Origin of the sequence: Streptomyces sp. RLB3-17, assembly GCF_007113425.2 — a bacterium.
GTDB classification, from domain to species: Bacteria; Actinomycetota; Actinomycetes; order Streptomycetales; family Streptomycetaceae; genus Streptomyces; species Streptomyces mirabilis_D.
In genome coordinates this window covers 186949-199840 of sequence record NZ_CP041610.2, presented here as the reverse complement: position 1 = coordinate 199840, position 12892 = coordinate 186949, and the positions used below count along the sequence as shown (strand labels likewise).

Sequence of the window (12892 nt, the reverse complement as noted above, 5' to 3'; positions counted from 1 at the left end):
CCCAAAGGTCGTCCGTAATTTCCGCTTCCGTGTGACCTGGGGCAGCCGTCCTGCCGCTGCTGCGACGTGTTTTGCCCTCGCCTGCGCGGTCCCGGACGATGGCCGCTTCCTCTGCGGACTCCCAGGACCGCGCATGGAGACAGGTGTTCTGTACATCGCGGCGTCGAGGCCGTTCCCCACTGACGGGATATTCGAGACCCGATCCGATGGTCAGGCCGACGCCCGTAACGGGGAGATTGCGGGCCACCTTGCGGTGTCTTCGACTGCGTCCCGGTAGAACACCTCGTACATGTCACGGCTCACGTATGCGATGTGCGGGTCAGCACTGCGTCGATGAATGGCGCTGGAATCGCTGCCACGAGTCCAGTGCCGCTCATGCGAGGATTCTGCTCATGCGCCTGTTGCGGCGAGTGACAGTTCCCACAGGCGCTTGGCGGCGTCCGGGTCGAGCGCGTATGGGGCTACGCCGCCGGGGGCGGATCCCACGGCCTCGGCCGACAGCTTCTCCGCTTCGTTGTTGTCCTCGAAGTAGCGGCCGCCGATGCCCTCCATCTGGGGGGAGGTCGCGACGAGCACGCTGGTCGCGGCGCCTTGGGCGATGGTCTTGAACCGGAACGGTGCGCCCTGGATCGAGCCGAATTCTCCGGCTGCCTCGGCGGCGCGCAGCTGTGCGGCCTGGTCCGGATCCATGTAGCGCGACAGGTTCGTCGACATGATCACGCCAGGGTGGACGGCGTTGGCGGTGATCCCGTCGGTAGCCCAGCGGTTGCTCGCCTCGACCGCGAAGAGAACGTTGGCGGTCTTGGACTGCCCGTAGGCGAGCCACGGGTCGTAGGCGCGGTTGTTGAAATTGATGTCGTCGAACTCCACGGGCGAGGCGTGGTGGCCGCGGGAGCTCAGCGACACGATCCGCGCGTTGCCGGCGGCCGCGAGCGCGTCGTGCAGGCCGAGCGCGAGCGCGAAGTGGCCGAGATGGTTGGACGCGAACTGCAGCTCCCAGCCGTCCGGTGTGCGCTCGAGCGTGGGCAGTGCCATCACGCCGGCGTTGTTGACGAGGATGTGCAGGGGCCCGGTCCAGGCGTTCGTGAAGGCGGCGATCGACGCCTGGTCGGCGAGGTCGAGCCGGCCGACATGGACGGCGTCGTTTCCGGTGGCCTTGCGGATGTCGGTCGCGGTGCGCTCGCCGGCGTCCGTGTTGCGGACCGCGAGGGTGACCGAGGCACCGGCGCCCGCGAGGGCGCGGGCGGTCTCGGCGCCGAGACCCGAGGCGGCGCCGGTGACGACCGTGTGCTTGCCGGAAAGGTCGATGCCTTCGATGACCTCGGCGGCCGTCGACTCTTCTCCGAAGGGGGTGTGGATGCGCTGGGTGGTTGTCATGACCTCAAGTCCTAGTCATTGGTCGGTTGTTCTGCCCTCACCTGAACAGGTGAGGGAGGCGGTCCCGGCAGACCTGGTGCAGGTGCGCCGGAAGACAGAGGGGTGGGCTCACGCCTGGTGCTCGAGTTCGAGGACGAGCTTGCCGGTGTTCTTGCCGGAGAACAGGCGCCTGAGCGTGACCGGGAACGTCTCGATGTCGCCGTGCACCGTGTCCTCGATGCTCGTCAGCCGACGGTCGGCGAGCCAGTGCGACATCTGCGCCATGGCCTCGGGATACCGGTCGGCGAAGGCGGGAACGGCGACGCCCGCCATGGAGGCGCTCCGGTACAGCAGGGTCAGGTAGTTGCTCGGTCCCACGACCGCATCGGCGTTGTCGTACTGGGAGATCGCGCCGCTGATGACGACTCGCGCGCCGCGGCTGAGGCGAGTGAGTGCCTGGTTGAGGATGTCTCCGCCGACGTTGTCGAAGAACACGTCGACGTATCGGGGGGTGCGGTCGCGCAGCTGGTCGAGAAAGTCGTCCCGCTTGTAGTCGATGGCGGCGCTGAACCCGAGCCGGTCGACGAGCATGCGTGTCTTCTCGGGGCCGCCCGCGATCCCGATCACCTGCGCGCCCTTGATCCTCGCGATCTGACCGGCGGTGCTTCCCACGGCCCCGGCTGCTCCCGATACGAGCACGACGTCGCCCGCGGCGAGCCGGCCGACATCGAGGAGCCCGAAGTAGGCGGTCATGCCGGTCATGCCCAGGACGCCGAGATACGCCGCGAGTGACCGGCCCTCCTCGGGGTGGACCTTGTAGACCCCGGTTCCGTCCGACAGCGCGAACTCCTGGACGCCGAACGTGCCGTGGACGAAGTCGCCCTCCGCGAAGCCGGGGTAGCGGGAGTCCACGACCTGTCCGATCGTGATCGCCCGCATGACCGCTCCGACGTCCACCGGACTGACGTGCTCTGCTTTCATCCAGCCGCGCATAGCAGGGTCGATCGACAAGTGTGTGACCTTGACCAGGAACTCGCCGTCGCCGGGCACGGGAAGGGGTGTCCGGACGAGCTCGAAGTCGGAATCTTCGAAGGGGCCGGCCGGGCGGGCTTTGAGGCGGAACTGGCGATTGGTGCCGGCCATCTCGGCTCACCTCGCCCGGTCGTGCGGGAAGCGGTCGCCGAACATCGAGAGGCCGCTTGCGGACTCGGCGCGGGTCGCCTCGTCCTCCCAGACGTCCCAGTGTTCGGCCAGTCTGCCGTTCTCGACACGCACCACGTCGGCCACGACGGAGGCGGTCTCGCCGGTGCCTGAGAACCGGCCGTAGAACATCACGTAGTCGCCCTCGGCGACCGCGAGCTGGTTGTCGTAGCGCAGGGCGGCGGGCAGGGCGCGAACGAGGTTGAACAGACCCTCCCGTCCCGGCGGGATGTGTCGGCTGTGCTGAAAGTATTCCTCGGACCAGAACTCCTCCGCGGCCGCGTAGTCGCGCTTGCCGAAGAGTGTGTCGAAGGCCGTCAGAACGAGTTCCTTGTTCTGCTCGGGTGTGGACATGCCGTGCTCCAGAGGATGATTGTCATGAGTGCCTCGGGCGTCGTCACCTGTGCGGCTACGCATGCTTCGCGCTGACGCCGGCGAGGCGGCGCCACTGGGTGAGCGGCGGCGTCTCACCTCCCTCGGCGGTGATGAGCTGCAGGGCCAGGTGGTCGGCGCCGGCGGTGTGGAACTCGGTCAGGCGGTCGCTGATCGCGTCGTCGGTTCCCCAGGCCACCAGGGCGTCGACCAAGCGGTCGCTGCCGCCGCCGGTGAAGTCGTCAGCGGTGAAGCCGAGGCGTTCGAAGTTCGTGGTGTAGTTGGGCAGCCGGAGGTACAGCTCGAGGAAGTCACGTGCGACGGCACGTGCCCGGACGGGGTCGCTTTCCAGGACCACGGTGACCACGGGAGCCAGGAGCGGTCCGTCGCCCAGGACCTCCCGGGCCTGTTTGATGTATTCGGGGGTGACCATCGCGGGGTGGGCGCCGACGGCCCGGTCGCGGGCGAGACGCAGCATCTTCGGTCCGAGCGCCGCCAGGATCCGGCGGTCGGCCGGGACGGGGGTGGCAGCGTTGTCGAGGGCGTCGAGGTAGCCGACCATCGTGGAGTAGGGCCGCTGGTAGTTCTGGGCCAGCTGGGCGTGGCTTGCGCCCATGCCCAGGAGGAACCGGCCGGGGTGGGCTTCCTCCAGCTCGGCTCGCTGCCGGGCCACCGTGGCGGCGTCCTCGTGCCAGATGTTGAGGATGCCGGTGGCCAGGGCGATGCGTTCAGTGGACCCGGCGAGCGCGGCGGCGTGGTGCACGCTGCTGTTGCCCCCGAGCCAGATCACGCCGAAGCCGAGTTCTTCCAGCTCGGCTGCCGCGCGTCGCCGTTGCTCTTGAAGTGCCCGGTCTTCGGAGCGCAGTTCGTGGCTGAAGATTCCGAAGCGGCCCAGGGACTGCTGCGGTGCGGTGTGAGGTGCGGAATGCATCGTTTATTCCCTAATAGGATGAATGCGTTATTCGTGCTGCCGATCTGTGTGCGTGGACGTCCCCTGGCCCGGAGGGGTGTCATACCGTTCACTGGCCCGGTCGAGCCGCTGCTGCCGCGGCTCGGCCGAGGGCCTGGAATTCGGCCTCGCCGATAGCGAACCCGGGCGTGGTCCTCGCGGCGTGGCATTGGATGCGCTCGACGGCCTCCATGACCTCAATTCCTGGTCATCAGTCGGCTGTGTTTCTCTCATCCGGACAGGTGGGGGAGTGGGTCTGGCCGGCCGAGAGACAAGGGGCGGAACAGTCGCCAGTGCAGGGACCCGGACCAGGCGCTCGTGACGGCGGCGATCAACGCCCTGTCGGCGAGATCGAGCGGGCCGACATGGACGGCGCCGTTCCCGGCCGCCATGCGGATGCCGGTCGCGGTGCGCTCGCCGACGTCCGTGCCGCGGACCGCGAAGGTGACCAAGGCGCTGGCGCTCGCGAAGGCACGGGCGGTCTCGGCGCGAGACCCGACGCGGCGCCGGTGACGACCGCCTGCTTGCCTGAAAGGTCGACGCCCTCGATGACCTCGGCGGCCGTCGCCCCTTCTCCGAAGGGAGTCTGGATGAGCGTGGATGTCATGGCCTCAAGTCCTCGTCACTGATCGGCTGCCTGTTCCTCATCAGCCGTGCGGTGCCTGGGAGGGGGCGACCTCGTGTGTGTTCGTCGGTGTGGTCCAGCTGGCGAGCAGGCGGAGTGTTTCCGCGGAGGCGGAGCCGGGTTCGGTGGTGTAGAGCACGATGCTCTGGTCAGGGTCGGCGGGCAGAGCCAGCGTTTCGTAGGAGAGGGTGAGTTCGCCGACCACGGGGTGAACCAGGCGTTGGGTGCCGTGGGCGCACTGGTCCACGCGGTGGCCGGCCCACCAGGTGGGGAACTCGGGAACCTTGATGGACAGCTCCCCGACGAGTTCGTTCAGCAGGCGGTCGTCGGGATGGCGTCCGGAGGCCAGGCGCAGACTGGCGACGAAGGTCTCCGCGACCCGGTCCCAGTCCTGGTACAGGTCACGGGCGGCGGCGTGGAGCAGTACGAATCGGGCGAGGTTGCGGTCGCGGTGCGGCAGTGCGTCGAAGTCTGTGATCAGCTGTTTGGCCAGGTGGTTGGCGCCCAGGACGTCACTGCGGTGGTTGATGACGACGGCCGGTGAGACGTCGTTCAGGACGTCCAGCATCTGGTGGATCGGCTGCCGCATGCGTGGTGCGCGGGCGGGACTGCTCCGGTGGCGTCCGGGTGTCCTGGGCCGGGCGAGTTCGAAGAGATAGCCGCGTTCGGTGTCGTCCAGGCGCAGGGCGCGGGCGACCGCCTCCAGTACCGTCTCGGAGACGTGGGGGTGTCGGCCCTGTTCGAGGCGGGCGTAGTAGTCCGTGCTCATCCCGGCCAGATGTGCGACTTCCTCGCGGCGCAGTCCGGGCACCCGGCGCGCGCCGCCACTGAAAGCCGCCCCCGCGTCCTCGGGACGCAGACGGGCCCGCCGCGAGCGCAGGAAGTCCCCCAGTTCGCCGTTGTCGTTCATGCGGCCAGTGTGCTCCCCGTGGCGGCGTGACGGGCCGGTGAAGGTGGACCAGCCAGACCTAGGTTCAGAAGGGCGCCCTTGGAGCGTCCACACGCACGCAAAGCGGGCCATTCTGGCTGAAAGTGACGACCTTCTCCCGCGGGAAGCCGGGGGATCTCCCTGCACCGGGCTGGAGAAAGGAGCGGCTGTCCTGTACCGGCCCGCTGTCGCCTCGAAGACCGCGCTGCCGCAGGCCAGGCCCGAGTCAGCCCTCACGCGGCCCCTTGGAACCCCATCACAGGACACCCCTCCGTCCCAGCCCTGGGGCGGGCCACCCGAAGGAGATCACCATGACCGAGTTCGCGCCTGTACCCGACTTCGCCCTGGGCCCGGACATCCCGGAGTCCGGGTATGTCGTCCAGGACCTGGGCGGCGGTGCCCACTTCGTCACCCAGGGGATGATCAACACGATGTTTGTGGAGACGAAGAACGGTGTCGTCCTCGTGGACGCCTCACCGTTCCTGGGGGACAAACTGCTGGAGGCGATCGAGTCGGTCACCCCCAAGCCGGTCACCCACCTGATCTACAGCCATGCGCATGCCGACCACATCGGGGCGGCTCACCTGCTGAAGCGGGACGGCCTGAAGATCATCTCCCATGAGATCACCGGCGAGTTCATCAGGGAGGTCAAGAACGACGACCGGCGTCCCCTGCCCACCGAGACCTTCAGTGGCCGCCGCAAGGAGGTGGACATCGACGGGGTGCGGTTCGTTCTCGACTACACGGGAGACTGGCATCAGGCCGGCAACCTGTTCATCCACCTGCCGGAGCTGAAGCTCATGGGAGCGATGGACAGCTTCACTCCGAAGAGCGCGCCGTTCTTCCGCCTGTACTTCTCCGCGCACGTGCCGGCGTACTTCGACGCCATGGACCAGTTGCTGGAGTACGACTACGAGACCATCGTCACCGGCCATATGGCCCTGCCCGGTACGCCCGAGGACGTGGCGACGAACCGGGAGTACATCCGGGACCTGCGCGCCGCTGCTTCCGAAGCACTGCGCACGGTCGACATGAAGGAAGCCTCGGCCGCCGCCAAGGTGCCGGCCAGCAACAAGCAGGCGGAAATCAAGGTCTGGATGGATGCGGTCACGGCCCGCGCGGCCGAACTCATGCCGTCCTGGGAAAAGCGCCTGGGAGGAACCGACATCTTCCTCTCCGACAACCTCAACGCCACCGCGTGGAGCGTTTTCATCGACTAGGACGACGCCCTACGAATGAGGGGCGAACCGCGGTGATTGCGTTGTCGCGGTCGACTTCGCAGGAGGGATGCCGCATGCTGCCGGCGACGAAGGTGGAGCAGTTGGCGCAGAGCATCGATCTGGTCGTGGACGCCGTGCGTGGTGCACCGGTCGACCAGTATCGCAACCCGATGCCGTGTTCGGCGTGGACGGTGAAAGACCTCGTCAATCACATCGCCATGAGGCTGCTGATGACGAGAGACGCGGGCACCCGCACGGCATCGGATCCGGGCCTGCTTGTCGCGAACCCGGTGCCCCTCCTCGCCGGGTGGCCAGAGTCCGAGTGGGCGTTGCTCCTGGCCGGCAGAGCCGGGAACGGCCTGTTCTGAGGGTCTGGCACCGTGAGCGATCCGACCTGCGCCGGGAAGACCTTCCGGATGACCGTCCACGACGGCGTCGACTTCCACAACTCCGGCGCGCCCGGCGAGGCCACGCTGCACCATGAGACCGCCGCGGGGCGGACGAACGGCGCGGTCGCGGACGTCGACCTGCCCGTGCCCGGCCAGATTGCGGGCCATCTCCCGCAGCACGGGCCGGATGCCGAAGCCGTCCGCGTACATCAGCACCCCCGGGTGCCGCCCGCCACCGTCGGGGAAGGCGGCGAAAGCGTCGGCCTGGCCGTCCGCGGTGGGGATGTGCGGCATCTTGGTGGGCATGAGTTCGCCTGTCGTGGTTGAGGTGTCGAGCTCTGATCAACACGACAGGAGGCGGAGCCCGCGCAGCAGCGCCGGATCCTCGATCCAACAGCGGGCCAGCTCCGGCCCATACGGCGCTCAGAGGAGCGCCGGGTCACCAATCCGTGTGTGGCGCAATGCCGTCCCGGTAATCAGGTCCACCACGTAGTCCACCGGACAAAGCCGACGCCAGCACCCCTTATCCACAGTGCGGTTCACGAGAATGATCTCGACCAACACCACGGATCCCAGGCCGCGGTCGAAGCGCTGCCCGTCACGCCGATACCGATCTTGCTGCACGGTCCTCACCGCACTTCGAAACGCTCTGTGGTTTCAACACGCCGGACTTGACAAGGAATGCAGCTGGGCGTCGTACCGCGAGGCGGAGTTCGGCATCTCCCGCGCGCAGGCGTACCGACGCCTGGACATCGCTCGCGCCCTCGCCGCGGTCCATGGCACCGTCGACGCCGGCACCGACACGTCTCGCACGCGAGACACCGGCCCGGCCGCCGTGGCCGCGCTCGACTTCGGCCTGTCCCAACGTGTCCTGATCGCCGTCTCCGGCCCTGCGGGCCACGTTGCGGAGCTGATCACCCGCCGCCTCGCCACGCTCGCCCACAGCGGCCTGCAGGCTCTCGCCGCGGCCACGGTGCGCGCGGTGGTCCGCCAGGCCGTCCGCGACGTCCGCACCGCCCCCGTCACCCGCCGATCCGCCAGCGGATCCCGCGCTCACCACGCAGCGCCGCGTCGTCGACGACCTCGCCGCCAGCACGTACGCGATGGGCGAGTTGATGCTCGAAGTCGCGTCGGCCTACCTGTCCGACACCGACGCGGCAGACGTCCTGGCGCTGCTGTGCGAGGAGATCGGTGAGCCACTCGAGCACGGCCCAGCGGCCCGTCGCTACGCGCTGTCCGGCGACCGCCGTGCCCTGCACGGCACCGTCCTGTAACCGCTGCTGCTATGAGGGGTCACGGTTTTCGCCGAAAAGACAACGCCAAGCGGCTGCGGCCCAGTTCAGGGCAGCCGCAACGGGCGGAGGGGCCTGGTCAATGGCCGAGGGCGCTGACGCGGTTCGCGTACTCCCGACGGGCAACGAGGCGATTCTCGCCTTCAGCTGGTTGGTTAGTCTGCTGGTATGGGGATCGTCGAGCCGCTGGTGCCGGATGAGATGGACTGGCCTGTCGGCCTGAGGCGTTCTGGGGTGCTGGAAGTGCCCACCGGCCCTGAGGAAGTGCTCGTACGCCGCACCATCCCTGGGGAAGAGGCGGCCGAGGGGCTGCTGGCCGCCGATGCGGGTCGGTGATCCGGTTCATGTGGTTGGCGTGGGACGGTCTCTTCGCAGGACACGCATGGGTCCTTTCCGTCCTTGTGGCGGTCTGTGTGCTGGTCGTGCTCCATCTCCTGGCCGTGCACCGGACCGCTGGACCCTCCCTCGTGGGAGCGGTCATCGCCGCGCTGGCCGCCGCCGGAGTCGCTGCTGCCCGCGGTGAACCGCTGCGCTATGTGGCAGGGGTCGTGCTGGTGGCCGGTGGCGGGGTGGCGATTGCCTGGGCGACGGGCCGCTCACGCCGGCACAGGTTGGCCCGTCGGTCCGCGCTGGCCGACTACGAGGCCGGCACCGCGGCAGTCCCCCTGTTCGCGGCGCTCGCCGAACGGGACCGGCTGGCGGCAGAGCTGCACGACGTGGCCGCGCACCGGCTGACCGGGGTCGTGGTGTCCGCGGGCGCCGCGCTCCGGCTCGGCGACCAGGAACAGACAGCCGCCGCGTTGCGGCACGCCGGCGAAGCGGGCCGCCAGGCCGTTCGCGAGCTGGAGCGTCTTACCGAGCTTGGCGAGTACGCGGCCCTCGCCACCTTCGCCGATATCGACGAGCTGGCTGCCGCGCACGCGGTGGACTACCGGCGCACGGTGGACACGGCGCCGGTGAGCAGTACCGAGGCGGCATACCGCGTTGTCCGAGAGGCGTTGACCAACGCGGCCCGGTACGCGGGGGGCGCGGTGGTGCGTGTCCGGGTCGAGGGGGCCTTTGACCGAGCCAAGCCTCCCGGGGGCGGCAGAGCGGCCCATGGTGATCCCCTGCTCACCGTCACCGTCACGGACGACGGCGGTACGGCTGCCGAGCCGGGCCTCGGGACCGGGCACGGCCTCGCGGGGCTGGCGGCCACGGTCTCCGCGGCGGGCGGGACGCTCTCTGCCGGACCGGTGGGGCAGGACAGCCGAGGGGGTGCCGGCTGGACCGTTCGGGCTCAACTGCCATCGGCGACAGCACCTCACATCCGCCGGTGGCCGCTCTGGCGTGGGATGTTCGCACTCGACTATGCGCTGGTGGTCCTGGCGATCGCGCTCTCCCTCGGCGCGAGCCTGTTGTCAGCCGACGCGCCGGATTCCTTCGGCGGCGTGCTGCCCGCCGTACCGACGGTCGTGCTGTCGGGCCTGCACGCCGTGCCGCTGGGCTGGCGCTCGCGTGCGCCCGGACGCACGCTCGCGGCGGTGCTGCTGGCCCTCGTGCTGTGGCAGGCCTGCGACCGGGCCGCCTGGACACAGCCGCCGGTGAGCGACATCTTCCTGGTGTACGGCTGGGTCGAACTGACGCTCGTGTACAGCGCCGCGGTGTATCTGCCCTTCCGGCGGGGCCTGTTCGCGCCGCTCGCCGTCGCGGCCACTGGTGGTCTCGCGCTGGCGGGCGGCAGGGGTATCACCGGCAGCCGTGTGGGGGCCTGGGCCGTGCTGACGTGCGTGCTGGCCCTCCCGGCCTTCGCCGTCTGGTCGTGGGGGCGCCAAACCGCCCGGCGTCGTGACCGGCTGCGGGCTGCCGACGCCCGGCGGCGGCTACTGCTCGATGGAGACGCCGACGCCGCGGTACACGAGCAGCGTCTACGGTTCGCCACCGGGCTGCGGGGCACGGCGCTCCGGCACGCGCAGGCGGTGGTCGCCGCGGCCGAGGCGGGGAACCTGCGGACCGTACGGGAGGAGGCCCGTGCCGGTCTCACCGCTCTGCGGGGGCTGCTCTCCGGGCTGCGCGGACACGACAGTAACGACGGGAGGGACGAAGAAGACAGGAGAGACGGGACGGGATCGGGGGACGGGGAAGACGCCCCGCCCCCTACTGTTGACGGGATCGCCGCACTAGCCGGGCGCTACGGCGGTGCCGTCCAGTACATCGGCCCGCGCCGTCCGCTGCCCGCCGCCGTGGAGGTCTTCGCGTACCGGATCGCCTCCACGCTCATGGCCCTGGGCGTCACTCTCACCGTGCGCAGAGTCCACGACGGGGTGGAGGTCTCCGGTCCGGCACCCGCCGTTCCAGGGGTGGAGCGGCAGCTGCGCGCCATCGCGGACGCCGCCGGCGGTACCCTCTCGACGACCGACCGCGGAGCGGTACGAGTATGGCTGCCGGAGGTCCATCCATGGCGATCAGAGTGACTGTCGCGGACGACCAGGCCGTCGTACGGGCCGGGATCGCGGCGATTCTCGACGCGGAACCCGACCTGTGCGTCGTCGGGCAGGCCACCGACGGCGACACGGCGGTGGAACTCGCCCTGTCGTCGCGGCCGGACGTCGCCCTGATGGACATCCGGATGCCGGGAATCGGGGGCCTCGCCGCGACCGCGAGGATCACTGAGCGGAGCCCCGCGACCCGTGTACTGGTGCTCACCACCTTCGATCTCGACGAGTACCTGTTCGCCGCGCTGCGCGCCGGAGCCGCCGGCTTCCTGCTCAAGGACGCCGAACCGGAGCGGGTGATCGACGCGGTGCGGGTGATCCACGGGGGAGCCGCGCTGCTCGATCCGGCGGTGACCCGCAGACTGATCGACCGCTGCGCCGACGCGCCCGGCCCGCTCGACACGGCACGGCTCGACCGGCTCACTCCGCGCGAGACCGAGGTCCTCCGGCAGGTCGCGCGTGGGCTGTCCAATTCGGAGATCGCGGCAGTGCTGGGGGTGAGCCCGCCCACCGTGAAGGACCACGTCTCCGTCCTCCTCGGCAAGCTCGGCGTACGCGACCGGGTGCAGGCGACGATCGCCGCGTACGAGACGGGTCTGATCCGCCCAGGCACCCGCTGACGCCCCCGCGCGGCAACCACTGTCGCCTTCGGCGCGGCAGCCGCTGACCCCTGCCCCGACGACCGCTGACACCCGCCGCGGGGCGGGGGTGACACCCCGCCGCAAGGCGGTCGGCGCGTGCTGTCGGACAGTCCCTGAGCTGGATGGATCGCTCGTGCCGTCTCCCTAGCCTCGAACGTATGTCACCCACACTTCCCCGCCGTATCGTCGGCGGCGCCGTTCTGTTCCTGGCGATACCGCTGACGCCTGTCGTGGCGACGGCCGGTTTCCTCGCCACGGCGTTCGTCACCGCGAGAGTGCCGGTGCTGGCCTTCGCCGCTCTGGCCTTCGGCGCTCTGGCCGGCGGGCTGCTGGGCCGCGCGGCGTTCGCCCTGCTCGGCCTCGAACGCCGCCGGGGTCTGCGGGCGTCCGCGTTCGTCGCGGTCGGCCTGACCGTGGCGGTCGCCGCCCTCGGCGGTGTCACCGTTTTCCGTCCGATGCCCACCACCGCGGCTGCCCCCGCCCCGTCCGGTGTCAGATTCTGGAATCTGCCGACCGGATCGCGCATCGCCTATGTCCACGCCTCCGCCGTCGGCAAGGCCAGGCCGACACCGGTGATCTTCCTGCACGGCGGCCCGGGTACGCCCGGTGAGGGCATCCCCACCGGCGGCCGTGAACTCGCGGCGGACGGCTTCGACGTCTACGCCTACGACCAACTCGGCGCCGGCCGGTCCACCCGACTCCGGGACATCACCGGGTACACCGTCGCCCGCCAGGTCGCCGATCTCGAAGCGATCCGGCGCACGCTCGACGCCGACCGGATCATCCTCGTCGGCCAGTCATGGGGAGGGTCACTCGCCGCCCAGTACCTGGCGGCCCACAACGAGCACGTGGCCAAAGCGGTGTTCACCTCGCCGGGCGCGCTGTGGGGCCGCGAATACCCCGGCTCCACAGCCGGGGAACCCTGGAACCGGCTCACCCCCGCCCAGAAGGCACGGCTCGACCGGCTCAACAGCACACCCCGGATGCTCGCGGCGAGCGTGCTGCTTCAGGTCAACCCCGGCGCCGCGCACGCGCTGGTCGGCGACCGCGAGGCCGACCACTGGATGCACGAAGTCGCCCTGCAGGGCAAGGACAGCACCTCCTGCAAGGGCGCGCCGCCCAACACGGCGCACAACAACCCCCAGGGCTTCTACAGCAACCAGATGACCCGCAAGGACTTCGAGCAGATCCCCGACCCCCGGCCGAGTCTGCGCACCGCGCACGTCCCCTCTCTGATCATGCGAGGGGAATGCGACTTCATCAAACCCGTCGTGACCGCTGAGTACCAGCGCATCCTCCCGGACTCCAAACTCGTGACCGTCAAGGGGGCCGGTCACTCCATCTCAGGCGGGCAGCCACGCCGCTACACCGCGTTGCTCAGAGCCTTCCTCCTGGGCAAACCGCTGCCGGTGGGCTGAGGTGTACGTCCAGCAGTCCGAGACGTCG

General features: G+C 69.7%; 14 protein-coding genes and 1 pseudogene. 7 read left to right on the top strand and 8 right to left on the bottom strand.

The window, feature by feature from the left end; all coding sequences use genetic code 11:
* Positions 1-390 precede the first annotated feature (390 nt).
* The 6 genes from FNV62_RS01060 to FNV62_RS01035 all read right to left on the bottom strand — a co-directional run bounded on the left by FNV62_RS01060 (position 391) and on the right by FNV62_RS01035 (position 5412).
* Positions 391-1377, bottom strand: a complete 987-nt coding sequence (locus FNV62_RS01060) for an SDR family NAD(P)-dependent oxidoreductase (RefSeq protein ID WP_143606475.1) — start codon at positions 1375-1377, stop codon at positions 391-393.
* Positions 1378-1485: 108 nt separating this feature from the next.
* A complete protein-coding gene (locus FNV62_RS01055) occupies positions 1486-2499 on the bottom strand; it encodes an NADP-dependent oxidoreductase (RefSeq protein ID WP_143611874.1) in 1014 nt (337 codons plus the stop codon).
* A 6-nt stretch (positions 2500-2505) separates the two neighbouring features.
* Positions 2506-2910, bottom strand: a complete 405-nt coding sequence (locus FNV62_RS01050; RefSeq protein ID WP_143611873.1) for an ester cyclase — start codon at positions 2908-2910, stop codon at positions 2506-2508.
* A 55-nt stretch (positions 2911-2965) separates the two neighbouring features.
* The gene (locus FNV62_RS01045) at positions 2966-3859 is read right to left on the bottom strand and encodes an LLM class F420-dependent oxidoreductase (RefSeq protein WP_143611872.1); all 894 of its coding nucleotides are present in this window, start codon (positions 3857-3859) and stop codon (positions 2966-2968) included.
* Between the two features lie 248 nt (positions 3860-4107).
* Positions 4108-4329: a hypothetical protein gene (locus FNV62_RS54450; RefSeq protein WP_186003028.1), complete on the bottom strand. Its 222-nt coding sequence runs from the start codon at positions 4327-4329 to the stop codon at positions 4108-4110.
* A gap of 195 nt (positions 4330-4524) precedes the next feature.
* The gene (locus tag FNV62_RS01035; protein WP_143611871.1) at positions 4525-5412 is read right to left on the bottom strand and encodes a helix-turn-helix transcriptional regulator; all 888 of its coding nucleotides are present in this window, start codon (positions 5410-5412) and stop codon (positions 4525-4527) included.
* A 329-nt stretch (positions 5413-5741) separates the two neighbouring features.
* On the opposite strand from FNV62_RS01035, the gene FNV62_RS01030 reads away from it, so the two are divergent.
* Complete coding sequence (locus FNV62_RS01030) at positions 5742-6650, top strand: MBL fold metallo-hydrolase (protein ID WP_144314451.1); 909 nt, start codon at positions 5742-5744, stop codon at positions 6648-6650.
* Between the two features lie 74 nt (positions 6651-6724).
* A complete protein-coding gene (locus tag FNV62_RS01025) occupies positions 6725-7018 on the top strand; it encodes a maleylpyruvate isomerase N-terminal domain-containing protein (protein WP_143611869.1) in 294 nt (97 codons plus the stop codon).
* A gap of 162 nt (positions 7019-7180) precedes the next feature.
* Here the strand turns inward: FNV62_RS01025 and FNV62_RS55115 are convergent.
* Positions 7181-7345, bottom strand: a pseudogene (locus FNV62_RS55115) (dienelactone hydrolase family protein); the annotation flags it as partial.
* Between the two features lie 292 nt (positions 7346-7637).
* Positions 7638-8135: a hypothetical protein gene (locus FNV62_RS54440; RefSeq protein WP_205523100.1), complete on the bottom strand. Its 498-nt coding sequence runs from the start codon at positions 8133-8135 to the stop codon at positions 7638-7640.
* A gap of 7 nt (positions 8136-8142) precedes the next feature.
* Between FNV62_RS54440 and FNV62_RS01015 the strand changes: the two genes are divergently transcribed.
* The 5 genes from FNV62_RS01015 to FNV62_RS00995 all read left to right on the top strand — a co-directional run bounded on the left by FNV62_RS01015 (position 8143) and on the right by FNV62_RS00995 (position 12864).
* Complete coding sequence (locus FNV62_RS01015) at positions 8143-8313, top strand: hypothetical protein (RefSeq protein ID WP_164331451.1); 171 nt, start codon at positions 8143-8145, stop codon at positions 8311-8313.
* 186 nt (positions 8314-8499) lie between these two features.
* Positions 8500-8667: a hypothetical protein gene (locus FNV62_RS01010; protein ID WP_164331449.1), complete on the top strand. Its 168-nt coding sequence runs from the start codon at positions 8500-8502 to the stop codon at positions 8665-8667.
* Positions 8668-8744: 77 nt separating this feature from the next.
* The gene (locus FNV62_RS01005) at positions 8745-10784 is read left to right on the top strand and encodes a histidine kinase (protein ID WP_164331447.1); all 2040 of its coding nucleotides are present in this window, start codon (positions 8745-8747) and stop codon (positions 10782-10784) included.
* Positions 10769-11425, top strand: a complete 657-nt coding sequence (locus FNV62_RS01000) for a response regulator (RefSeq protein ID WP_143611866.1) — start codon at positions 10769-10771, stop codon at positions 11423-11425. The genes FNV62_RS01005 and FNV62_RS01000 overlap by 16 nt, the downstream gene beginning before the upstream one ends.
* Before the next feature lie 179 nt (positions 11426-11604).
* Entirely contained in the window at positions 11605-12864 is a 1260-nt protein-coding gene (locus FNV62_RS00995) for an alpha/beta hydrolase (RefSeq protein WP_143611865.1), read from the top strand.
* Positions 12865-12892 lie beyond the last annotated feature (28 nt).